This is a genomic window from Pedobacter sp. MC2016-15 (genome assembly GCF_026239695.1).
GTDB lineage: Bacteria > Bacteroidota > Bacteroidia > Sphingobacteriales > Sphingobacteriaceae > Pedobacter.
This window is the reverse complement of record NZ_JAPIVS010000003.1, coordinates 270,743-293,729: the sequence shown is the minus strand read 5'-3', so window position 1 is coordinate 293,729 and position 22,987 is coordinate 270,743. Positions and strand designations below refer to the sequence as shown.

Annotated in this window: 18 protein-coding genes; 10 read left to right on the top strand and 8 right to left on the bottom strand. The window is 42.8% G+C overall.

Annotated features, from left to right (window positions below):
- Both OQY15_RS10230 and OQY15_RS10225 read right to left on the bottom strand, forming a co-directional pair.
- A complete protein-coding gene (locus tag OQY15_RS10230; protein WP_265791030.1) occupies window positions 1-7,017 on the bottom strand; it encodes a type I polyketide synthase in 7,017 nt (2,338 codons plus the stop codon).
- A 539-nt stretch (window positions 7,018-7,556) separates the two neighbouring features.
- Window positions 7,557-7,970, bottom strand: a complete 414-nt coding sequence (locus OQY15_RS10225) for a VOC family protein (RefSeq protein WP_265791010.1) — start codon at window positions 7,968-7,970, stop codon at window positions 7,557-7,559.
- A 210-nt stretch (window positions 7,971-8,180) separates the two neighbouring features.
- Here OQY15_RS10225 and OQY15_RS10220 point away from each other — a divergent pair, with 210 nt between their 5' ends.
- The gene (locus OQY15_RS10220; RefSeq protein WP_265791008.1) at window positions 8,181-8,714 is read left to right on the top strand and encodes an SRPBCC family protein; all 534 of its coding nucleotides are present in this window, start codon (window positions 8,181-8,183) and stop codon (window positions 8,712-8,714) included.
- A 27-nt stretch (window positions 8,715-8,741) separates the two neighbouring features.
- Here OQY15_RS10220 and OQY15_RS10215 read toward each other — a convergent pair whose 3' ends face one another.
- Together OQY15_RS10215 and OQY15_RS10210 are read right to left on the bottom strand one after the other, a co-directional pair.
- Window positions 8,742-9,860 carry a bile acid:sodium symporter family protein gene (locus OQY15_RS10215; RefSeq protein WP_265791006.1) on the bottom strand — a complete coding sequence of 373 codons (1,119 nt, stop codon included), beginning with the start codon at window positions 9,858-9,860 and terminating at the stop codon, window positions 8,742-8,744.
- A 22-nt stretch (window positions 9,861-9,882) separates the two neighbouring features.
- A complete protein-coding gene (locus OQY15_RS10210) occupies window positions 9,883-11,094 on the bottom strand; it encodes an aminotransferase class V-fold PLP-dependent enzyme (RefSeq protein WP_265791004.1) in 1,212 nt (403 codons plus the stop codon).
- 174 nt (window positions 11,095-11,268) lie between these two features.
- Between OQY15_RS10210 and OQY15_RS10205 the strand changes: the two genes are divergently transcribed.
- The 4 genes from OQY15_RS10205 (at window position 11,269) to OQY15_RS10190 (ending at window position 14,124) form a co-directional block, all read left to right on the top strand.
- Window positions 11,269-11,889: a hypothetical protein gene (locus OQY15_RS10205; RefSeq protein WP_265791002.1), complete on the top strand. Its 621-nt coding sequence runs from the start codon at window positions 11,269-11,271 to the stop codon at window positions 11,887-11,889.
- Window positions 11,886-12,188, top strand: a complete 303-nt coding sequence (locus OQY15_RS10200; RefSeq protein WP_265791000.1) for a transcriptional regulator — start codon at window positions 11,886-11,888, stop codon at window positions 12,186-12,188. The genes OQY15_RS10205 and OQY15_RS10200 overlap by 4 nt, the downstream gene beginning before the upstream one ends.
- A gap of 56 nt (window positions 12,189-12,244) precedes the next feature.
- Window positions 12,245-13,612 (top strand): cell envelope integrity protein CreD, encoded by a 1,368-nt coding sequence (creD, locus tag OQY15_RS10195; protein WP_265790998.1) that lies wholly within the window; start codon window positions 12,245-12,247, stop codon window positions 13,610-13,612.
- A gap of 302 nt (window positions 13,613-13,914) precedes the next feature.
- The gene (locus OQY15_RS10190) at window positions 13,915-14,124 is read left to right on the top strand and encodes a hypothetical protein (protein WP_265790996.1); all 210 of its coding nucleotides are present in this window, start codon (window positions 13,915-13,917) and stop codon (window positions 14,122-14,124) included.
- Here the strand turns inward: OQY15_RS10190 and OQY15_RS10185 are convergent, their stop codons facing one another.
- Complete coding sequence (locus OQY15_RS10185; RefSeq protein ID WP_265790994.1) at window positions 14,125-14,964, bottom strand: transglutaminase family protein; 840 nt, start codon at window positions 14,962-14,964, stop codon at window positions 14,125-14,127.
- A complete protein-coding gene (locus OQY15_RS10180) occupies window positions 14,961-15,704 on the bottom strand; it encodes a peptidase (protein WP_265790992.1) in 744 nt (247 codons plus the stop codon). The genes OQY15_RS10185 and OQY15_RS10180 overlap by 4 nt, the downstream gene beginning before the upstream one ends.
- 194 nt (window positions 15,705-15,898) lie before the next feature.
- On the opposite strand from OQY15_RS10180, the gene OQY15_RS10175 reads away from it, so the two are divergent.
- Genes OQY15_RS10175 through OQY15_RS10165 form a run of 3 tightly spaced genes read left to right on the top strand, consistent with a single transcriptional unit; the run spans window position 15,899 to window position 19,282 of the window.
- Window positions 15,899-17,347, top strand: a complete 1,449-nt coding sequence (locus OQY15_RS10175) for a circularly permuted type 2 ATP-grasp protein (RefSeq protein WP_265790990.1) — start codon at window positions 15,899-15,901, stop codon at window positions 17,345-17,347.
- A 19-nt stretch (window positions 17,348-17,366) separates the two neighbouring features.
- Complete coding sequence (locus OQY15_RS10170) at window positions 17,367-18,299, top strand: alpha-E domain-containing protein (protein WP_265790988.1); 933 nt, start codon at window positions 17,367-17,369, stop codon at window positions 18,297-18,299.
- 11 nt (window positions 18,300-18,310) lie between these two features.
- Window positions 18,311-19,282 carry a transglutaminase family protein gene (locus tag OQY15_RS10165; RefSeq protein WP_265790986.1) on the top strand — a complete coding sequence of 324 codons (972 nt, stop codon included), beginning with the start codon at window positions 18,311-18,313 and terminating at the stop codon, window positions 19,280-19,282.
- A 1-nt stretch (window position 19,283) separates the two neighbouring features.
- Here the strand turns inward: OQY15_RS10165 and OQY15_RS10160 are convergent, their stop codons facing one another.
- Window positions 19,284-20,549, bottom strand: coding sequence for an NAD(P)/FAD-dependent oxidoreductase (locus tag OQY15_RS10160; RefSeq protein WP_265790984.1), 1,266 nt, complete (start codon window positions 20,547-20,549; stop codon window positions 19,284-19,286).
- An 83-nt stretch (window positions 20,550-20,632) separates the two neighbouring features.
- On the opposite strand from OQY15_RS10160, the gene OQY15_RS10155 reads away from it, so the two are divergent.
- Window positions 20,633-21,295, top strand: a complete 663-nt coding sequence (locus OQY15_RS10155) for an HAD family phosphatase (RefSeq protein WP_265790982.1) — start codon at window positions 20,633-20,635, stop codon at window positions 21,293-21,295.
- Window positions 21,296-21,304: 9 nt separating this feature from the next.
- On the opposite strand, the gene OQY15_RS10150 is transcribed toward OQY15_RS10155, so the two are convergent.
- Window positions 21,305-21,775 carry an FKBP-type peptidyl-prolyl cis-trans isomerase gene (locus OQY15_RS10150; RefSeq protein WP_265790980.1) on the bottom strand — a complete coding sequence of 157 codons (471 nt, stop codon included), beginning with the start codon at window positions 21,773-21,775 and terminating at the stop codon, window positions 21,305-21,307.
- 197 nt (window positions 21,776-21,972) lie between these two features.
- Between OQY15_RS10150 and OQY15_RS10145 the strand changes: the two genes are divergently transcribed.
- Window positions 21,973-22,986, top strand: coding sequence for a fatty acid desaturase (locus tag OQY15_RS10145; RefSeq protein ID WP_265790978.1), 1,014 nt, complete (start codon window positions 21,973-21,975; stop codon window positions 22,984-22,986).
- Window position 22,987: the final 1 nt, after the last annotated feature.

The following is a 22,987-nucleotide window of genomic DNA, read 5'->3' as shown; positions in this document are numbered from 1 at the left end:
CTACCACTTATTACCGGCCATGATCAACACCTGACTTTCATTACCGTACTTCAATTCATCCAGGAAGATGTCCATGCCTTCGTTTAAAGGGATGAGTGCTATGCCACGGCGTTCATATTCTTTTTCCAACGTAGGAGACACCATTCCTGCCCCTTTCCAGGGCCCCCAATTGATAGACATGACCTTTCCCCTGATTTTTTCTTTCAACGCCCAGGCATACCTGTCCATCACGCTATTGGCTGCGGCATAGTCAGTCTGACCGCGGTTTCCGTAGACCGATGCTATGCTGGAGAAAAATATCAAAAATTGGGTGTCAGCACGAAGCTGCTCCGCCAATACCCGCAATGGAGTAACTTTGGTATCAAACACCCGTTGGAATGAATCCAGACTTTTAGCCTCAAACAATTTATCTTCAAGAAGTCCGGCACCATGGATTATTCCGTCAATCCTGCCATGTTCTTCGTAAACCCTGGCGATCAACCTTGAAAGTTCTTCCTCATTTCTCAGATCAAGAGAGACGTAGGATACTACAGATCCATTTTTCTCAAGCGAGAGAATGGTTTCCAGGATCTGGTTATTTTTATCAATCTTCGTAGTTTCCCTTTCTATTTCCATTGGAGTTTTGAGCTCTCCCTTCCTGATCAGATGGCTTCGGATCTCTTCCCGGGTTTTTAAATGGAAAAACTCATTTAAATCTGTATCACGGGGATCGGCCGAACGGCCTAGCAAAATATACCGGCATGGATAATCTTTTGCAATATGCATCAGGAGATTGGACGTTATCCCCTGTCCTCCGCCTAATACCAGTACAACCGCATTTTTGTCCAACTTAACAGGAGTTCCTGTTGTACTTAATTCTGATGGCACCAGCGCCACTGTATGCCTCACATTCCCCCGGTAAATCACCTCTGCCGACAGGTCTGAGTTCAGCACTTCATTTAAGGTAACTGCGGCAACCTCTGGGGGCGTTAGTTTTTCTGTTAAACTGATGATCCTGCATTTGGTATGATCATACTCTTTATCCAAACTTTTGAACAGCCCCGCGTATCCCTGAAACCTTCTCAGACCGCCGGGATCAGAGGTTGCATCCACTGTACTTTGTGTATCAGAGATAAAATACAGCCACTTGAGTTCAGCAAAATTAAACCCTTTGATCATCTGGATATAATCCGTGATCATACGCTGCTGTTGCCCTTCATACAGGTTCAGGATAATCAATCCCTGGTAATCTGTCAGCGGCTCAGTCCCCGAAACGAAATCAGCGTTTCCGCCATATTCCCGAAAAAGATTTTTCAATGCTGTAGCTGCTGGTCCGGGATCTCCGCTAATTGCGAAACGCATATCTTTGAGGTCTGATATGTCGTTCAGCGTGCCTGCCGATTCTATTAGTTCGAAGCGGAGTCTGTTAAGCCGTTCCTTGACCACTGGATGCCCGCTATTTTGCTCGCCGAACTTTTTTGCTGTCGTTACCGGTTCAACACTATCCGATTCTAACTGAGTAAAGAGATTCACCAGTCCGTTTAATGTTTTTATTCCAGCCATATTTTCCAAGATCCTATCCGCTTCATCATCCGCAACATGGAACCCGATCTTCTCTCTCATTTCTGAAATTATTTCCATCCGTTTGATAGAATCAATACTCAGATCTGCCTCAAGGTCAAGATCCATACCCAACATCTCCTGCGGATATCCGGTTTTCTCACTGACACTATGCAGCAGTGCAGAATGAATATCTGCGGTACTGAAGCGATGTGGATCTACCTGCACAGTAATTTCTGTTTGAACAGGGTTGGCTACACCGCCGGCAGCAACTGCATTCTCATTGATCCAGGCAATTAATCCACTCAGTGTTTTTATCCCTGAAAGCTCCTCCGTTGCAGCATCTTCACTTTTATTATTTTGGCTGAAGCCCCCCAATGCTGTACGCAGGGTACCAATAATTTCCATGCGCTTGATCGAATCTATACTTAAATCAGCCTCCAGGTCCATCTCCATTCCCAGCATCTCCTGTGGATACCCTGTTTTATCACTCACAATCTGGAGCAGTATCTCGTTCACATCCATATGATTTACCATGGGCTCCAAATCCATTTCGCTATGATTTGCGAGCGGCTCTTTGTGGACAGGAGTGTGCGCAAGAGGCAAGTGATGATTGACCGCGCCAAACTGCTCATGAATTACCAGTGGGTGGTCTGGCGGGATTTGCTGGCCCAGAAATTTCAGCATGACATCTCTCTGTGCCTGGATCATCATCTTCATACTATTTAGATATTCCTGCATCATCAGTTCGGCGCCATGTGCGGCAACCATAACCGGTTCAGTTTTCTGATCGTTGATTTTCATTTTTAATGGTTCTATAATAGGCGAAGCACCATACAAGGGCAATTCTCCAACAGAAGGATAAGCATGCTGCCCGTTGACGCGCCATATGGCAGCACTCTTTTTATATTTAGCAATATCTTTCAGGTCGAGCAGCTCACAATCCCTGCCTTCATAAAGTTTCTCCAATTTTACCCGACGGCTAGAGGCCAGATAGGCAGCGATGGTACAGAGTAAGTGCGACATCTTATGACTGCCCTGATCTTCAGTATGAAGTATTAATTCGTCTTTACCCAGACACGCCTTGGTCAGCGTGCTCAGTACTTTTCCAGGTCCTACTTCAATGAATACTCTCGTACCCTCGGCATACATCTGCCGGATTTGATCAGCAAATTTCACTGGTTGTACTAAATGATCACAAAGTCTCTTCCGGATTTCGTCAGCCTGGTTGGGATATAAGGATGCGGTTGTATTAGACCATACGGGCAAGGAAAGGTCATTAAATTGCACTTCCCGCAGCACTTGCGCGTAGAGCTCACTTGAACGTTCTACCAGAGGGCTGTGAAAGGCACAGGCTACTTCAAGGGGCCGGAAAGAAATCCTGGAGCTCTTTAAGAGGGCGGAAAGTTTTTGAATGGCAACGGTAGTTCCGGCAAATACAATCTGGGATGGAGAATTATAATTTACGGCATATACATCCTCCCAGCCGTCAATCAACTGAAATACATCTTCCTTCGGACAGTTCACGGCAAGCATGGCTCCGGGATCTTCTCCCACCACCGCAGCCAGAATCGCGGCCGCCCTCTTCTCACTCAGCGGCACGAGCTGATCTTCAGCAAATGCTCCGGCAAAACATAGCGCAGGCAATTCTCCATAGCTGTGCCCAGCTACCATATCAGGCTCAATGCCAAGCTCCCTGAGAAAATTAGCGAGCGCCAGATCAACTATACCCAGCAGAGGTTGTGCCATTCTGGTATCTTTAATTTTTTCTTTCTGTGATTTGATGGCGGATTCATCAAAGACTGTCTCAGGGAAAAGTATGTGGAGATAGTTGGGATTTTGGCTTAGCAGTTTACGCATGGCCGGGAAGATCACAAATAGGTCTCTACCCATATTGATACGCTGGCTTCCCTGTCCGGGAAACAAAAAAGCGACCTTACCTGCTTTTTTTTTGGTAATGAATGTATCATGGCTTTCAACACCGGATAATGCCAGATCAATCTTCATACTCAGATCCTCGGCACTGCTGGCTACGATAGTCAGTTGTATTTCTGCATTGCTTCCCACAGCTAAGCTGTAAGCAATATTTTTCAGATCTATACTGTCATTCTCTTCCAGCAAACCCTTCACCCGGCCTAAGCTTAACCTGGCCTCCTCATAGGTATCTCCCCTAAAGACGAATAGTTCTGCAGGCCAGGATTTAATAATTGAATGCTGCTCCGGAGCCTGATGGCTGCTTTCGATCACCGCATGAAAATTTGTTCCCCCGAAACCAAAGGCACTGATTCCTGCGCGGCGTTTTTCTTCGAGCCATAGTCCTGCTGTCGTATGAAATGAAAAAGGACTATTGGCAGGATTATAATAGTCATTAGGTGTTTTCAGATGAATTGTCGGTGGCTTAATACCGTAATGAGCCGATAATGCGGCCTTGATCAGCCCGGCCATTCCTGCCGCACATTTGGTATGTCCGATTTGGGTTTTTACAGAACCGAGGTGGATCTGACCAGCGATTGCCCCTGAATGGTTCATCATATCCGTGAGCGCACTGAGTTCTGTCTTATCCCCTACTACAGTTCCTGTTCCGTGAGCTTCAACCAGCCCCAGTAAGGAAGGCGAAATTCCTGCCTGCTCATAAGCGCGTTCCAGCGCCTTAACCTGTCCGGATTTCCGCGGGGCTGTTAAGCCCAGGCTCTTGCCATCACTGGAACCACCGATACCCCTAATCACCGAGTATATCGTATCCCCATCCTTCAGGGCATCCTTATATCTTTTGAGCACTAATATTGCTATTCCCTCACCCAATGCAATCCCGTCAGCACCGGCATCGAAAGTAGCACACCTTCCTATACGCGATAAAGCATGAGTACTGGAAAACATCAGGTAATCATTGATGCCATTGTGAAGGTCTGCACCACCGGCAAGTACCATATCCGATTTTCCGCTTACCAATTCCTGGCAGGCCAGATCGAGTGCCGCCAGCGATGACGCACAAGCAGCATCCACCGTATAGTTGCGACCGCCCAGGTTTAGCCTGTTAGTAATCCTTCCCGAAATCACGTTAGCCAGAATACCCGGAAAAGAATCTTCTGTCATTTTCGGCAATGCCTGATCCAGTTCTACCGGCATCTCACCAAATACCTGTTTGGTGTAACAGCGGTAACTGTAGCTGTTTGCCAAATCATTGCCCCCTTCGGCACCCAGGATTACCGATACATTCTCTGTATTGTAGTTCCCATCCCGATAGCCCGCCTTTTCCAGTGCTTTTTTTGCAACCAGCAGACTCAATAGTTGTGTTGGCTCTATTGCTGCCAGTGATTTGGGTGGGATACCATACTCCAGCGGATCAAAATCAATGACAGGTATAAATCCTCCCCACTTGGAATGAGACATATCCGCTTCTGCGGAGTCCGGATTATAGTACATTGCTTTATTCCAGCGTTCCTCAGGAACTTCTGTAACAGAATCTGTCCCCAGCACAATGTTTCTCCAGTATTCATCAATATTTTTTGCTCCGGGAAAGATACACTCCATTCCCACAATGGCTATATTTAAAGAATGGTCGTCATTTTCCTCCGGACCCTTTAAGATTGCGTTTTGGATATAGCGGTAATTACCTACAGCTACATCACTGTGCAAATCAGCAATGGAAATTACTTTGCTACAAATCGCGGCCACCTGACCAATCATATACATCCCCAGCTGAAGCTGGTCCTGAGTATTGATATGAAGCAACTGGTTGCCCCGGCGTTCTAGTCCCTTTGCTGCGATGCGCAACCTGCCTACATTTAATGTTTCCAGCTGCCCCCAGATCTCTTTCTTATCTATCCCCTGCTGCGCAAGTTTTTCCTTTTCCTGATTAAAAAACGCTGCAAATGCCGAATCAAGGCAGCGAGTTTCATGACCCGGGGCGGTCTCCAGCAAAACGGTATTGGTGGCAGCGATGGCCTGTTCCTGAAATTGCGGCTGGATGGCGCCTGTAGTTACAGCCTCTTTTGTGTATAAGTAGGATGTTCCCATCAGCACGCCAACTTTAATCCCCCTGGCTGCAAGGGGGGCAGCCATGATGGCAACAAATGAAGCGGATAATGCATCGTGAATACCTCCTGCAAAAAAAACACTGATTTCTTCCGGATGATCTTCTAACAGTAACCTTTCAATTTGCTTTTCCCAGAGGACCATGCTGGATAAGGGCCCCACATGGCCGCCGCATTCCCTGCCTTCAAATACAAACCGGCGGGCACCCTCTTTTAAGAACATATCCAGTAATGACACTGATGGCACATGCAGAAATGTCTTAATGCCAAGTTTTTCCAGTGATTTTGCCTGTGAGGGCCGACCGCCGGCAATCAGAACTACGGGTGGCATGGCTTCTTTAATATACTCCATCTGTTCCTCACGTAAGTCCTGAGGTGCAAAGCCCAAAATTCCTATTCCCCAGGTCTTCTCTCCCGCCAGGGATTTTGTGTCATTTATCAGCTCCCTGGCCTTATCCCCTCTTAAAAGGGAAAGTGCAATGAAAGGCAATGCCCCTGCCGCAGCCACCGTATCAGCAAAGGGAGCTACATCACTCACCCTTGTCATCGGCCCCTGAGCAATTGGAAAGGGGATATTTAAATCTCTTGCAAGCGCATTTCCAGGACTGATGATATTCAGTGCCTTCGCCTGCTTTAAATGACCGTGTATTGCCTCGTAAAGGGCCGGAATAAATCTGCTTATTTTTTTGTAACGATTCACCAGATCTGCTGCAATAGTAATATCCTGCCCTAATGGTATATAACTATGCTCAAGATTCAGATCCCCAACATATTTTGTAATATCCTTATCCCCATTTGGTAGTTGGGGAGAATTAGGTCGCACCAGGACACGAAAATCTGCGAAAAGCCGGGTTTCATTACCACTCAGTTTTTCACATACCTTCCTGATTTCCTGCGGCGTACCGGCCTCCGGGAATAATGCCAGCTGGCTATCAAATACAACCCCCTGTGCTCCTAAAGCTATTACTGCCGCAGAAGTATGTACGCCAAGACCACCCTGTACATAGACCGCAGTTTCTTTAACTGCGCTAATAACCCGCTGAAAAAGCACAAAAGAAGATTCATAACCCACCTTACCCGCGGCTTCATTTCCTTTAACAATAATTGCATCCGCACCTGCCGCGGCTGCCTCCGTTGCTTCCTCTATGTTATGGACCTGATAAAAAAACTTCAGCCCATCCCTACCTTTAAATTTTAGTCCCCAGGGTAAGACAATCATACTAACTTGTTCAGGAAGCGGGATATCCAGGCAGGAACCAGCAACCACACATACTCCAAATTCTCCGGAATATTCTGATGAGAGTTGATTTAATGCCTGAACAGCCGTATCAGGATCTCTTCCCAGATGAAGTATCGGGAAAGCCTGAGAGATATATAACTGGGATATAAGATGGACATCAGGTTTTTCAAATGGGGTAATCGCGAGAATCTGGGTAGCTTTCATATCGATAAATAATAGTTTATAGTTAAATAAGAGGCACAGCAGGGTTAAATAACAAACATGACGTATTATATATTGATAAAAATAAATGTCTAAAATCTACATATTTTTATCAACATCAATGATACTAATCATAAAGCTATAGATTTATAATTAAATCTTGCTACAAAATTTTTCAGTCGCATAAATATTACAAACATCTAATATATAAACAATTAGCTGTTTAAACGGTTTAAAACAGGCCTGTGATAATGAACAGAATGAATACGGTTATTAAGTAATGTTTAAAACGTTTTATAAGATATAGACTTAATACCGATTTAACATTAATATAAAAGAAATTTAAAACCAAAAAAATGCATTCAGTTTCATTCATTTTTGTTCACTTTAAAAACTTATTATACTTGATCAGAAATTTGTTTAAAAGAAGAGGATCGCCTGTGACAGAGGAAATGATCTTGTAAAAAAAATGCCCTACCTGCAATAAAGCAGATAAGGCGTATCAGGTGGATCACCAGAAAAAATTTCAGGCGGAAATAGCGCTATGTGTTCTGATCAAAATTCAATAGCCACCTTATCCCAAACTTGTCAGTGATCATACCAAATAATGCCCCCCAGAACTCAACCTTTAAAGGGGAGATATCGCTTCCACCTACAGACAGTCCGTCAAATAAAGTTCTGATCTCATCCTCACTACTGCAATTCAGGGAAAGAGCCGTTGCATTACCCCTGATCAGTTCAGTTGCCCCCATCATATCAGAGGCCATCAGCTGAAGGCTGCCCCTGATCAACTGGGCATGCATTACCGCTCCCGGATTTGCTGCCCCACATTCTCCTTCCATAGGAGTATCCCCCACGGTATTAATCATCAATTCTCCGCCGATACATTCTTTGTAGAAGTTCATGGCTTCTGCACAGTTACCATCAAAAGTCAGGTATGCAATAATTTGTGTCATTTCTTTAAGATTTTGGTTAGTTTTAATAACAGCTAAGGTACATCTCCCATACCTATGAGATGATTCCCGCATCAGTCAAATTAGGGGGGTAAATGCGACAAGCTTCAGACCAACCATGTCGCAAAACACCACTGACTTTGACTTGTTTAGCCCTCATAGGTAATTACCCCAATGGTTAAGTTTGTATAATCATCTAAAAAACCTGATCATATGAACATCTTTATCAAAATTCTAATTGTACTGGCAGTGATTGTTGCCATTCCTTTCATTATGGCGCTTTTTATAAAAAAAGAGTACCACGTTGTCAGAGAGATAACCATCAACAAAGACAGGCAGACCGTGTTTGACTATATCAGGTTCTTAAAAAACCAGGAGTATTACAGTAAATGGGTAATGATGGATCCTCACATGAAAAAGACACTAACAGGCACGGATGGCACAGTCGGTTTCAGGTATGCCTGGGATGGAAATAAGCAGGCCGGAAAAGGTGAGCAGGAAATTATCAAAATTAATGAGGGCGAGGGAATTGATGTTGAGGTACGTTTCATCAAACCATTTGAGGGCATTGCCTACACTCCTATTACCACTTATTTTGTAACAGCTGGCCAAACAAGAGTAAAATGGGAAATGAAAGGAAATAGCAAATATCCACTTAACTTTACCAATCTTTTTGTAGATAAAATGCTGGGGACGGACCTTGAAAAAAGTCTGATCATTTTAAAAGGGATCCTGGAGAAATCGTAAACAATTCAACAGGATCCCCCTGTTAATCTATGTTACAGGAACAATTTCATCTTCAGGAATCTCTTCATCTGTAATTGGTTTGCGATGCCAGTATGACGCAAGAATAGACCCTGTGACGTTCATCAGCGGTCCAAAAACTGCCGGTGCCAGTCCTACAGTGGCCATTTTACCCATCTCTTTTGCCAATCCGGAGGCTAGTCCTCCGTTTTGCATTCCTACCTCAATTGCCATGGTACGGCAGTCGCGTTCTTTCATTCTGAATAAGCGGCCTGACCAGTAACCCAAAGTATAACCCAGCAAATTATGGATCAGCACCAACAGGATTAGCTTGAAACCAATATCCAGCAGACTGTCATGTCCTGCAGCAGTGATAATCACAATGATAAACGCAATACCTGCCATCGAGATCATTGGCATGATCGTTTCGAGCCATTTATCACGTCCTTTCAAGAGTTTGTTTACGATCAATCCTGCAGCAATAGGGACGATTACCATTTTCAGGATATCCAGCATCATATGCATCACATCGATCTTTATAAAAGCTCCTGCAAAAAACTTCATTAGTAGCGGTGTCAGCAAGGGCGCCAACAGAGTAGAAACTGCGGTAATCGTAATTGAAAGCGCCAGATTCGCCTTCGCCAGATAAGATATCACATTTGATGCCATCCCATTTGGCGAGCAGCCAATCAGGATAATTCCCGCAGCGATCTCCGGCTCGAATCCACTAATATTAGCTAACGTATATCCCAGCAACGGCATAATCAGGAAATGACTGAACACACCGATAAAAACCCCTTTTGGCATTTTTACTACACCTACAAAGTCACCCAGACTCATTGAAGTACCCATACCAAACATGATCACCTGGATCAAGGGGGTAATCAGTACCGCAAACTTAAAACCATCATATTCTACAAAATAAGAAGGATAATAAAGTGCTGTGGATACAGCAGCGAAAATAATTACAGTATAGGCAAAGCCTTTGAGTGTTGGAAAACCTCTGAAACCGATAGCCAGCAAAATAAAGAAAGCGATCACAACTGGCCCTGCCTGTGCAAGACCAGTTGTGAAAAGGAGTACCAATACGGTAAGTACGCACAAAGCTGCTAAACCTAAAGACAGCTTGTAGATATTAAATTTGTTCACAGTAAAATTTGGTTAGATAATTTTAAACAGTCTTCAACAATACTTCCTTAACGCGGTTGACAACAATATCAACTTCCTCAGGTTTCAGCAACACAATACCTACATGCAATGCATTTTTATTACCGTTGATGACAATACTTGGGGTACCGTTTTTTAGAGCCGTTTTAACATCTTCACCAGTTACTTTATATTTTGATTGGTCCCATGACACTTCCAGACCAGGAAAGGCATTTGCAGGTCCCGGAGCGATCACAGTTTTTGACTTAACAGTTGGGACAGCTTCCAAAGCTTTATTCATACGGGCAGCGCGGTCCAGCCAGTCTTGCCATTCTTTTTTATGATCCTTCTCAATATATGCCTTCAACGCGGCATACATACCAAACATCTCTTCTTTATTCACTTTCATCGGTCGTCCGATCGGAGCTTCATTTGGGCTGTGGTTCGCCCTTGCGGCTTCAATGAGATCTTTCCGGCCAAACAAGACACCAGCACTCTGAGGTCCTCTGATCATTTTACCACCTGAGAAAGTAACCAAGTCAAAACCTATTTTTTGGAATCTAAACAGGTTCTCAACTGGTGGCACATCCGCGGCAGCATCTATAAATGAAGGAACTTTGTGCTTTTTAGCGAGCTCTACAAACTTCTCGTGACTGATCGGGTTTTTCCCAACTTCGCCAGCATTGAAAAACAGTGCCATCACGGTGTTTGCATTAAATGCTTTATCCATCTCTTCAGCACTTTCCACTTCTACGAATTTTGCGCCAGTCGTGGTAATTGCCTGATCAAATAAATAACGGTGTGATTTCTGGATGATCACTTCCGGACGTTCACCCGTAAAGTTCGGAAGCATCTTGATTTTTTGCTCATCCAATCCTGTGATACATGCTGCTGTTCCCAACAGCATTGCACAGGCAGCCCCAGATGTAACCATCGCTGCCTCAACATGAAGCATTTCAGCAATCTTTGCCCCTACCTTATCTTGCAGTTCATACATGTTTGCAAAGTGGTGGCTCGTAGAGTTGATCGCATCCATTACTTCCGGAAGCATCAGTGAACCTGATAAAAATGTCATCGTTGCAGCTGCATTAATAACAGGTGTTACACCCAGTTCCTTAAAAAAATCACGTATCGGTGCCACTGGTTTCTCTGCTGCAAAAGCAGATAATCCACTGCCGATAATACCTCCCGCCAGAGGCAGTGCTGCTAAACTTTTAACAAGTTCTCTTCTTTTCATAATATAATTAGTAAAATTCAGGCTGATTCAACGTAAAGACACTTAAATCTGGCAATCAGACTAATTAAATCTACGAAATTTCAAAATAAAAGATAAATAGGTAAAACCTTATCAGATAAATCTTGCATTGTTGAAAATTAATATTTTACTTTGTATTTCAAAGTTCTTTCAATAATGCAAGAAAAAGACATCTATAACGAACTCAGCTCCATCAGAAATCTAATGGAACGTTCCACTAAGTTCATCTCACTCAGCGGACTTTCAGGTGTGTTGGCGGGGATTTATGCACTGATAGGCGCATTTATTGGCTACAAACTGGTTGATAGTGACTTTGGAGAGTTGGACTACAAAGACCAATACGTTACCGAACCCCGGGTACTACTAGAATTGTTTCTGATAGCGGTTACCGTACTGTTGTTATCATTACTTACATGCATTTTCCTCACCATCAGACAGGCACGCAAAAGAGGTGAAAACTTCTGGAACCCGGTTAGCCAGCGTTTAGTAGTTAACATGTCTATCCCGCTCTTTACGGGCGGACTGTTCATGCTGATCTTACTATTTCAGGGTAGTTATGGGATCATTGCTCCGGCATCACTGATATTTTATGGACTCTCGCTGATTGCAGGAAGTCAGTTTACCTTTTCCGATGTTAAATGGCTGGGCTACTGCCAGATCATCATAGGTCTTGCGGCAATGCTTTTTCCCGCTTATAGTATACTATTTTGGATGATGGGCTTTGGTCTGCTTCATATCATCTACGGTTCTGTCATGCATTTTAAATACAAACAGTGAACGTATCATTAGAAGAATTTGATAAAGCCTTTGAAAACCGTATACGCCTGCAAATTATGAGCGTATTGGTCGCAAACGACCGTTACGATTTCAATTCACTGAAAGAGTTATTAAATGTAACTGACGGAAACCTTGCGTCCCACTTAAAAGCTTTAGAAAAAGAGGATTATATTTCAGTTAACAAGACCTTTTTAGGCAGAAAGCCCAACACGCAGTATGCTGCCTCTGATAATGGCCGTCATGCTTTTAAAAAGCATCTGCAGGCACTTGAAAATTTAATCAAACAGCAGCGGAAATAATTTTTTTATCTATACACTTTGAAATACAAAGTACTTTCATTATAACATAACTCATCATGGACACTCAACAAACATCGCAGTTAACTGCCGCAAGGAACTGGTTCGGGGAATCAGTTTTAGTCAAATTAGGTTTCATAGGTTTTTTAACCCTCATTTTGCTGATCCCATCCAACGCAATTCAGGAGCTAATCAAAGAGCGAGAGGAGCGGCAGGATGAAGTAGTAAAAGAAATATCTGATAAATGGTCAGGTAAGCAACTGATAGAAGGCCCGGTGCTTGTATTACCTTACACTCCATCCGGCACCAATATCTATATCTTACCCGAAGTATTGAATATTAATAGTCATGTGGATCCTGAAGTATTACACAGGGGAATATTTGATGCAGTGGTTTACAATACCAAAATCAGGGTAGACGGAAAGTTCAGCGAACTGGAAATCAGCAAATCCGGAATCAACCCGGCGCTGATCCAATGGGACAAGGCGAAAGTAATTATCGGACTAAGTGATCTGAAAGGCTTAAAAAACAACCCGTCTATTAAAATTGATGGTTTGTCCCAGGCTGTAGAGCCGGACTTTGGCTCCCTGGATCTCTTTACGAATAACCTGGTCAGCCTGCCTAACCTAAGCACACAGAAGAACACAGCCCTGACTTTTAATTTTGAGCTCGACCTCCGTGGAAGTACAGAACTGAACTTTCAGCACCTGGGTAAAAGTACGAATGTTACTGTGGAAGGAGCTTGGAACAGTCCTAGTTTTACCGGCCGCTATCTTCCGGAAAGGAGAAAAATCTCTGCAAAAGAATTTACTGCCAGCTGGAAAATGGCTCACTTCAACAGAACAGTACCCCAGCAATGGATAGCAAAAAATACGGTACTCAACACCAGGGGGCCTGCAAAACAAAAAAATGAAAGAGATTTACCCTATGACACCCTAAAACCTGAAAATGCCGCAGATGACAACACATTTGGCCTGAAGTTTATATTAGGTGTTGACCAGTACCAGAAAACAATGCGTTGCGCCAAATATTCAACATTAATTATCCTGCTCACCTTTATATCTCTTGTCTTTTCAGAACTCATGCTCAAAAGGAAAGTTCACTTTTTACAATATATACTGATCGGGGCAGCGATGACGATCTATTATACTTTGCTCATTTCTTTCAGTGAACAAATTGGTTTTGACAGCGCTTATCTGATTGCTTCCTTGTGTACAGTAGTTCTGATCAGCTCTTTCATAGCTGCTCTGTTAAAAAGTAAAAAACCGGCAGTTGTCTTTGCCGGGATACTCAGCCTTTTTTATGGCTTTATCTATGTGATCATTCAGCTCCAGGACCTCGCATTGATCGTAGGCAGCATAGGGTTGTTCGTAATTATATCTGTTACTATGTTCTTATCTGCCAGAATAGATTGGACTAAAAAATAATACGACATTATTCCATAGTTGTAAGAACACGCTGAAAGCCTGAATGTCAGGCTTTCAGCGTGTTCTTACAAAAATTTGAAAAATTAGATTTTCACGTATAATGAAATTTACTATTTTGCATTTTACAAATCGAACAGACAACAATAACGACAAAATAGTTCTTTTATTAATAATTATTACTAACTTTAGTTATCTGAAATGAAAATATTTGTAGAAAATAAAATTATTTTAGAAAAGTAGCAAAAACCTTAAACCAGACGCAGCAATTTTACGTAATACCTTATAGACCAGACCCTATAGCTATGAAACTACTAAGAAACCGGCACCTTGTAAAGGTGCGTATGATCCCGATGCATGCTATATCTTCAGATTACTTCAACAAGATGCGGGAACTCAACTCAGATGAAAAAAGCAGATTATTGAAACAGGGTTTTGAAGATGGTTACGACAGATGTCTCAGAGACCTTGGAATAGAAGAAAAAGATCACCCAAGAGGTCGTCGGGAAGCGTAGTTAAATATAAGAGTATCCTTGTGAAGTTGAATCAAAGTCGAGCTCCTCAAACACGGCGTTGAGTGATTTTGTATTGACATTCATATTCAAAAACTGGAGATTACCAAAAATACTCGCAAAGGCTGTATCTACAGCATCGACCCCTGTAGCAATTTTCACCAGGCCATTTAAGGGAGCGAGTTTAGTAGCATCAATCACGATCCAGTGACCACCCAAATAGGCTTCAAAACAGGCATGAAAATCTGGTGGGGTAAGGCGGTAAGCATATCCTGTGAAATATCTGGCCGGAATGGTCAGCGCTCTGCACAGCGCCACTCCAAGATGAGCGAAATCACGGCACACTCCTATTTGTTCGGTAATGGTATCATATGCTGATGTTTGTGCGGTGGTAAAACCACCATATTGCACATTTCTATAAATCCAATCGCGCACAGCCATTACTTTTTGATACGCATGCTGATGACTTCCAAACTGATGGTAAGCGAATCTGTATAATCTATCCGACTGGCAATAACGGCTGGGATTTAGATAATTCAATGCAGAGGCAGGCATCAAACTAATCGGCACATCATCAAGTTTTTCAGCAGGTATAATCTTGAATCGATTCTCCACAATTGCCTTATAGCTAACCGTAATATCACCTGCCTCGGGGATCTCAATAATTTTGAACCTTTTCTCACCGGACATCGCGTTCAGTTCTTTCATTTTCAATGCCGGACTGGTTGTAAAACTCTCTTCCAGCACCACCTGCTCTGAAGATCTGAATGGCTGCACATTCAGAATCAGCGTGGCATCTGAAAATGCTTTATAAGATACATTTGCAGCTACTTCAAACTTCATATTTCATTGTCATTAGAAACCTGCATTTTATTAAAGGCTGTATCCATCCAGTCGGTTGGGATCCTATCCAATGCCATTTTTAGTTCTTCTGCCCACTGCTCAGAAATATTCTCAAGATCTTTTTTTGTATACCGCTGTTCAATCATCTCAAAACTGTTGTTTTGATATAACACCACATCAATCGGAAAATCAACATCATTTGCACTCACCCGGGTAGAATCAAAAGAGAGAAAGCCACTTTTTAATGCCATGTGCATACTCGATTCATTACTCAGCGTCCTGTTCAGAATAGCCTTACCATGACCTGAGTTACCTACAATTACAAATGGCGCTCCCTGTCCCAATTCTACCCAGTTTCCTTCGGGATACAACAAAAACAACTTATGTTCTTCATCGTCTTTCAGCTGCCCGCCGATAATGGTATTCAGGTTAAATTTAAATCCTGATGCTTCCAGCGATTCTTTGTCTTCCCTGGCTACACGTTTTACCTGCTCCCCAAAGTCATTTACTGCTTTATACAACTTATTGTGTTCTATACCTTCATCAATCCGCTCTTTAAAATAGAGTACCGCTTTGTCCCTCACAGACCTCAAACCGCTGGTCATGATGAAAAGCGAGTATTTGTCTTTCTGATAGAGATATATTTTCTTTTTCTCAGTAGTATCGGTACCCGACGTGACCCTTGTATCTGCGATTGCCACCAATCCATCCTTAACTTTTATACCCAAACAATACGTCATAACATCTCTTTACATTAAATCTATTGCTAATTACATCTGCCAGCTCTAAAATCAGTTCATTTTACTAAAATAATTCGATATTAACAGATGTTATCTATAATAAACTTGTTTATAACACATAAATATTCATATTTTAACAAAATAAAACACTCATACTCTCAATATTTCACCTGAAATTATATCATCCGGCTAATATGATTAAAAATACACACACAGAATTATATAATATGCCCGGCAATACCTGGGATGAAATGTTTGATCATTCGAAACAGGTCAGGAATGAGTACAAAATAGTTATGGATTACCTTGAACTTGAATCTACTGAGGAACTCAATAAAAAAGAAGAGTTATCCAAAGTTCTTTTTATGAGTCAGGGAATCACCTTTACTGTCTATAACAGTGGGGAGGGCATCGAAAAGATCTTCCCTTTCGATATCATTCCGAGGATCATTAATGCTAAGGAGTGGGAATATATTGAAAAAGGTATTAAACAAAGGGTGACAGCCTTAAATCTTTTTCTAAAAGACGTTTATAGTGATCAGTTCATCATAAAAGATGGAATTGTACCCATCGAGATTATTTATTCCTGCCCTCATTTTCTGAGGGAAATGTGTAATGTAAAAGTACCTCATGACATTTACATTCATATTGCAGGTATTGACCTCATCAGGGACAACGACGGCACATACTATATTCTTGAGGATAATGTGCGTACCCCTTCAGGAGTAAGCTACATGCTCGAGAACCGCGAGATTACCAAGAGGCTGTTTCCGGACCTGCTACCGCAGTGTAAGGTCAGGAGTGTAACAGAATATCCAAATGTATTATACAATAATCTTCGGGAATTATCACCGCGGCAAATTGACAACCCTACGATCGTACTGCTGAGTCCCGGCAGCTTCAACTCGGCATATTTTGAACATACCACCCTTGCCCGATTAATGGGAATTGAACTGGTAGAAGGTCCCGATCTGATTGTTGAAGATCATAAAGTCTATATGAAAACTACTGCCGGATTGCAGCAGGTAGACGTTATTTACCGGCGGGTTGATGATGAGTACCTGGATCCGCTGGTTTTTAATGCCAATAGTTTGCTGGGGGTAGCGGGCCTGATGAATGCATACCGCAAAGGAAACGTCACCATCGTAAACGCAGTTGGCAATGGTGTAGCAGATGATAAAGCGGTTTATGTATATGTACCCGACATGATCAGGTACTACCTGAACGAAGAACCTTTGTTAAAAAACGTACCAACTTATCAATTGGGAAATAAAGAAGAACGTGCGCATGTTTTTGATAATATTCATAATATGGTGGTGAAACAAACCAACGGCAGCGGAGGTTACGGGATGCTGATGGGACACGCAGCCAGTCCTGAAGAAATTGAAGCATATAAAACGGAGATCATGAAGGATCCGCGTCAGTTTATCGCGCAGCCAACGATCAGCCTGTCCTCAGCACCATGTTATATGAATGGAGTATTACAGCCCAGAAGAGTCGATTTCAGGCCTTTTGCCGTTTGCGGACCCAGCGGGATCACCATCGTTCCCGGCGGGTTAACAAGGGTAGCCCTAAAAGAAGGCTCATTGGTAGTAAACAGTTCACAGGGCGGTGGCAGTAAAGATACATGGGTACTTTCATAAATTAAATGATCAGAATAATATGTTAAGCAGGGTTGCAGAGAGTTTATATTGGATGAGCCGTTATGTAGAAAGAACGGATGGTATGTTGCGCATGCTTAAAATAAATTATGCAGCTTCGCAGGATGCAGTGTCCGAATTTTCATGGCGCCCGGTGATCCGCATTTTTTGTGGTTCCGATCCCGGGGGTGCTGAAGGGATTGAGTTCAACAGTCGTGCTGTACTGCAGTTTATGGTGACGGACAGGAATAACCCCAATTCTATTATCAACATCATTACGCAGGTTAGAGAGAACGCGCGCAGTGTGCAGGATCACATTACGAAAGATGTATGGCAGTGTCTCAATGAGTATTATCATACGGTAAAAGATCCAAAGCTCAGGCTCATGCTAAAAAAGGATGATCCGATCTCGGTGCTGGATATTCTGATCAAGCAGGGAACTTTGTTTTATGGCACTACAGAGGTTACAATGCCCAGAAATGAATGCAGTAGTTTTATGCGCATAGGAAAATACCTCGAACGCAGTATTCAATCGGTTGATGTCCTTGATATCAAGTTTGGATCCGTAGATCACAATCCCGACCTGCTCACCAACACGAGTTACTGGAAACATCTGTTACTATCGATAGGCGGCTATGAATTGTATTTAAAAACTTATCGCCAGGGTATTGAAGCAGAAAATGTACTCGCTCAGGTGGTACTGAACAACGAATTTCCGAGGTCGGTTATCTATTCCATGAACCAGCTGAATAAGTATTTTGAGCGTTTAAAGGTTGACGGGCATATTAATCCGGGAGACCTGGCGTTTCTAATCGGCAGACTGCAGAGCAAAGTAAAATACAGTGCACTCAAGGGACTGAAACAAGATGACCTGCACCTGTTTCTCGCAGAAATCAAGTCCGAACTGTACGGCATAGGAAATGCTTTCAACCAAACTTGTTTTTCATTGTCTTAAAAACTTTCAACATGCCCGAGTTTAACATTAAACATATTACGAAATATACCTATGAGTCCCTGGTGAAAGACAGTGTGAATCATATCATCTTATATCCTAAAGAAAATGAGCACCAGAAAGTGCTGAAACACGATTTGAAAATTTCAGGAAAACCCCGTGTAGATACATTTGTAGATTACTATGGTAATCAGGTTGGATTCTTCACCTATAGCGAGCGGCACAGGGAACTGGAAATTTATTCTGAACTCACGGTAACTACAACAGCGAAGGAATTACCATCTGAGACGATGTTTGGAGCAATGGAATGGGACGAAATCCAAAGGTTACGCTACCAGGTTCCCTATATTGATTACTTGAAATGGGAAGCATTTGATGGCTTAACGCAATTGCGAATGATGATCAGTGAGAGCATTCCAGAAATTGGCACCCCCTATCAGACTGCCCTCAGTTACTGTACTTTCGTCTATGAAAAATTTAATTACATACAGGGGGTAACAACTGTTCAAACCCAGCTGGACGAAATCTGGAAGCTGAAAGCCGGCGTATGTCAGGATTTCGCCCATATTCTTTCACAAATGCTGAGGATGGTTAATATTCCGGCAAAGTATGTAAGTGGTTATATTTGCCCCAATAAGAACGGTATGCGCGGTGAAGGTGCTACCCATGCCTGGGTAGAAGCATACATACCTTCTTACGGATGGCTGGGACTTGATCCCACTAACAACTGTATTGCCAATGAAACCTATGTTGTTCTTGCCTATGGCAGAAGTTTTACAGATTGCTCACCGGTCAAAGGAGTTTATAAAGGTGCCTCAAGTCATAAATTGACCGTCCAGGTGATTGTAAGTTATGATGACGGAGTAACAGAAACCCTTGATCCTGTCGCAGAAATTAATGATCCGGAACCAGAAATTCCGGTAGGTCAGAGCAATAGTTATCGCAGAAATCTCGAATTAATGCAGCAAATTCAGCAACAGCAGTAACTCACTGCTTCAGCAGTTGTTCAACAATAAATGCTGCATCTTCCTTCATACCATAGATCACTCCTGATTTGCGGCTGCGGAGCCATGGAAATCCCAGAAAAAAAAGCCCCCTGATCGGTGATACTCCCTGCTCATGAACCAACTTACTTTGCTGATCAAACACTGGCAGTTTTAGCCATCCGAAACTACCTCGCAACCCAGTAGCCCAGATTACAACAGTAATTCCATGTTCTGCGATATCCAGTTCGGTATCAGGCGAAGCGCTTAATCCGGTAGGGTCCGGCAGATCAGCTTCATCCAGTTCGCCCTCTACAGCCTCAATGCCATTTTTCTCTAGATAACCATCAACCATCTGTTTTAATTTTGCAGATACCTCATCACCAAAACGGATGTTATCAACGGTATCTGACGCAAAAAGAAGCTTTCCTTCCTCTGCCCCGAGCAGTCTGCCCAAAAGTGTTACTCCCTCCCTATATAATCCCTGTAAACTCAAAGTATGCCCCAGAAGACCACCGCCAGAGATTAAAAAAGGAGCTCCATTACCAGAAAGTGCAGGATCGGAATCATCACCTTTCATGTCAAAATTGCCTGAGCCAACTAACCACTTCGTGATTTCCTCGCCCCTGTACCGCCGTGGTATCCGGCCGACCTTACTTGTTGCAAGGTAAACTTTATGTACTGTTGCGGCCAGTTCTTCAGCGATCTGAGCCCCTGATTTTGCACCACCTACGATTAATACATTGCCTGCAGGCAACTGGTCAGGATTTCGGTATTGGGAAGAATGAAGTTGCATCATCTGAGCTGGTAATTCTTTACTCATTAAAGGGATCACAGGCTCGTTCAATGTTCCTGAAGCCACAATTACTTTCTTCGCAAGCCAGATTTTCATTTCTCCCTTATGGATGGTTTCTATATCGAACAGTCCTGTGCTGTCATCTTTATCTACAGCAGTTACCTGATAATGCTCCTTTACTATAATATCATTTATCCGAACATATTCAACCAGTCCCTGATAAAAATCTTTTGCTTCCGTAAATCTGCCGCTGTTTACCGGATCAGGAATTTCTCCCGGTAAACAGTTCATCCATGAGGGTGTATCCAGTTGTAAAGAATCCCAGCGCTGGTTGAGCCAGGATTCCCCGATGTTGCCACGTTCAAAGATTACATAGCTGAGATGATGCTGGTTAAGCAAATATCCTGCGGAAAGGCCGGCCTGGCCGGCGCCGATGATAACGACATCGTATATTTCAGAAGTGTTTAAAATCATTCAGCAAAATTTGCTAAAAAGCACAAAATTTTAAATCCCCTATAGCGGTGAGTATTTTTCAGCTAAACATGGTAAATTGCGGCATGAATAATGAAATTGCTGTGATCTTTGATATGGATGGTGTAATCTGCCATACCAACCCCTATCATTCCCTAGCCTTCCGCGAGTTTTTTTCTGCAAGAAATCTCGCTCCCACAGATGAAGAGTTTGCCCAGCATATGTTTGGTAAAAGCAATAGTTATATCCTCAGTCATTTTTTAAAAAGACCTGTTACCGGAGAAGAGTTTCTTCAGATGGAAGACGAAAAGGAGGGACTATTCCGGAAGATCTATGAACCGCATATTGATCCGATTGCCGGCATTGTGGATTTCATTGCAGACCTAAAAAGCAATGGTGTGAAACTTGGGGTAGCTACCTCTGCACCGCGTGCAAACCTGGACCTAATTCTCACGAAAGTACCCATCAGAAAGCATTTCGGATCTGTACTCGCCAGTGAAGACGTCTCCAAACATAAACCTGATCCTGAGGTGTATTTGAAATCTGCAGGCAATCTTGGAGTCTCCCCTGACCAGTGCCTCGTTTTTGAAGATTCATTTTCAGGCGTATCGGCGGCTTTAAACGCAGGAATGCGTGTTGTGGGCGTACTCAGCAGCCATACTAAGGAGGAGTTGCCGCCATGTAGCATCTACATAGAAAATTATAAAGATTTGCAGTATAGCGATATCAGGGCACAATTTGCACCCTGATATCAGCAATTATTTTACCGCTGTAAGCGTAACTGTAAAATCAAGGATGGAGTTTGCCGGAATAGCGCCGGCACCTGAATTTCCGTAACCATATGCAGAAGGAATAATCATACGGATCTTACCTCCGGCCTGTATACGCGGAATTGCGATCTGCCAACCGGTAATTACACCGCCCAATGCAAAGGTAACTGGCGATCCACTTTTTGTGGCATCAAAAACAGCACCATCTAATAATTTCCCTTCATACTCAGCAGTGATTTGAGTATTTGCAGTATAGGTAGCTGAGCCAGTACCAGGAGCAATGATTTGGTAAAACAAGCCAGAGTTATCTTTTACTGCAGGAATGTTATTGGCAATAATAAATTTGCGGATAGCTGTAGTATCGTACCTGAACTGTGCATCAGCGTCGAAACTATCTTTTGAACAAGAGGTGAAACATACAGTTGCACACACCAGTAGAAGTAGGTATTTAATTTTCATGATTACGGCAAATATAGATAATCATCGCAAACAATTTCTGATGATCAAAAAATCGTTTTAATATTTTAATAGCTAAAGATTCATCGTTTTATTTGAAATCCAACACATTTACTTAAAATAACGACTATTTATACTTTCAAACGAGTAGTTTGTCATCTTAAAAACATATCTTACTGCTTCCTAGCAAAACTACTACTATGAATAAAAAAACTAGCTTCAACTGGTCGGACGAAGTGGAACCGCATAAGCTGCGTACAAAAACGATTATAAAAGAACATCCGGAGATCAGATCGCTGATCGGCCGTAACCCATACACCTTCCTCATTATTTTGTTTTGTGTAGGTCTGCAGGTAACCCTCGCAGGAATTCTGCAATACCAGGCCTGGTGGTGGAGTGTGATTGCAGCATACCTTATTGGTGCTTTCGCCTGCCATACCCTGTTTATCTGTATCCACGAATGTTCACATAACCTGGTATTTAAAAATAAGACATTAAATGTCATCAGCAGTATCATTGCAAATCTTCCGCTGATTTTTCCAAGCGCAGTATCCTTCACGAAATACCATATGAAGCATCACTCTTACCAGGGGGTTGAAGAACTGGACGCTGATATGCCCAATCGCTGGGAAGCCAAACTGATCAATAATTCTACCGCCGGCAAAGCTGTATGGTTGTTATTTTACCCTATTTTTCAGGCACTCAGACCCATGCGATTAAAGGAGATCAATTTATTTGATACCTGGACGGTAATTAATATTGCCGTTCAAGTTGTATTTGCTACTGCAATTGTTTACCTGTTCGGATGGATGGCCTTTACATTTTTAACACTGAGCTTTTTCTTCTCTGTGGGCTTGCACCCGCTTGGAGCAAGATGGGTACAGGAGCACTTCCTCACACATGGAGATCATCAGGAAACAAAAAGTTATTATGGCAGATTAAATCTGGTAAACCTAAACGTAGGCTTTCACAATGAGCACCATGATTTCCCTTCGGTACCATGGAATAAATTGCCGCAGCTAAAAGCGATCGCAGATCAGCACTATGAAAGCCTGGGCTATCATACTTCATACACCAGGTTATTGTTCCAATTTCTTTTTAACCGTGAGATTTCTGTGTATTCCAGAACAGCACGATCAAACAGAGGAGGTGCTAAGAAAGCCCCTGTGGTTGCTGCTTCTGCTGTAAGTTACTCTGAAACGACAGTGCAATAAA

What these genes read in the sequence shown, in the direction of transcription:
- OQY15_RS10230 (WP_265791030.1), bottom strand. Translation starts at nt 7,017, where the DNA reads ATGAAAGCTACCCAGATTCTCGCGATTACCCCATTTGAAAAACCTGAT.
- OQY15_RS10225 (WP_265791010.1), bottom strand. Translation starts at nt 7,970, where the DNA reads ATGACACAAATTATTGCATACCTGACTTTTGATGGTAACTGTGCAGAA.
- OQY15_RS10220 (WP_265791008.1), top strand. Translation starts at nt 8,181, where the DNA reads ATGAACATCTTTATCAAAATTCTAATTGTACTGGCAGTGATTGTTGCC.
- OQY15_RS10210 (WP_265791004.1), bottom strand. Translation starts at nt 11,094, where the DNA reads ATGAAAAGAAGAGAACTTGTTAAAAGTTTAGCAGCACTGCCTCTGGCG.
- OQY15_RS10205 (WP_265791002.1), top strand. Translation starts at nt 11,269, where the DNA reads ATGCAAGAAAAAGACATCTATAACGAACTCAGCTCCATCAGAAATCTA.
- creD (WP_265790998.1), top strand. Translation starts at nt 12,245, where the DNA reads ATGGACACTCAACAAACATCGCAGTTAACTGCCGCAAGGAACTGGTTC.
- OQY15_RS10190 (WP_265790996.1), top strand. Translation starts at nt 13,915, where the DNA reads ATGAAACTACTAAGAAACCGGCACCTTGTAAAGGTGCGTATGATCCCG.
- OQY15_RS10185 (WP_265790994.1), bottom strand. Translation starts at nt 14,964, where the DNA reads ATGAAGTTTGAAGTAGCTGCAAATGTATCTTATAAAGCATTTTCAGAT.
- OQY15_RS10180 (WP_265790992.1), bottom strand. Translation starts at nt 15,704, where the DNA reads ATGACGTATTGTTTGGGTATAAAAGTTAAGGATGGATTGGTGGCAATC.
- OQY15_RS10175 (WP_265790990.1), top strand. Translation starts at nt 15,899, where the DNA reads ATGATTAAAAATACACACACAGAATTATATAATATGCCCGGCAATACC.
- OQY15_RS10170 (WP_265790988.1), top strand. Translation starts at nt 17,367, where the DNA reads ATGTTAAGCAGGGTTGCAGAGAGTTTATATTGGATGAGCCGTTATGTA.
- OQY15_RS10165 (WP_265790986.1), top strand. Translation starts at nt 18,311, where the DNA reads ATGCCCGAGTTTAACATTAAACATATTACGAAATATACCTATGAGTCC.
- OQY15_RS10160 (WP_265790984.1), bottom strand. Translation starts at nt 20,549, where the DNA reads ATGATTTTAAACACTTCTGAAATATACGATGTCGTTATCATCGGCGCC.
- OQY15_RS10155 (WP_265790982.1), top strand. Translation starts at nt 20,633, where the DNA reads ATGAATAATGAAATTGCTGTGATCTTTGATATGGATGGTGTAATCTGC.
- OQY15_RS10150 (WP_265790980.1), bottom strand. Translation starts at nt 21,775, where the DNA reads ATGAAAATTAAATACCTACTTCTACTGGTGTGTGCAACTGTATGTTTC.
- OQY15_RS10145 (WP_265790978.1), top strand. Translation starts at nt 21,973, where the DNA reads ATGAATAAAAAAACTAGCTTCAACTGGTCGGACGAAGTGGAACCGCAT.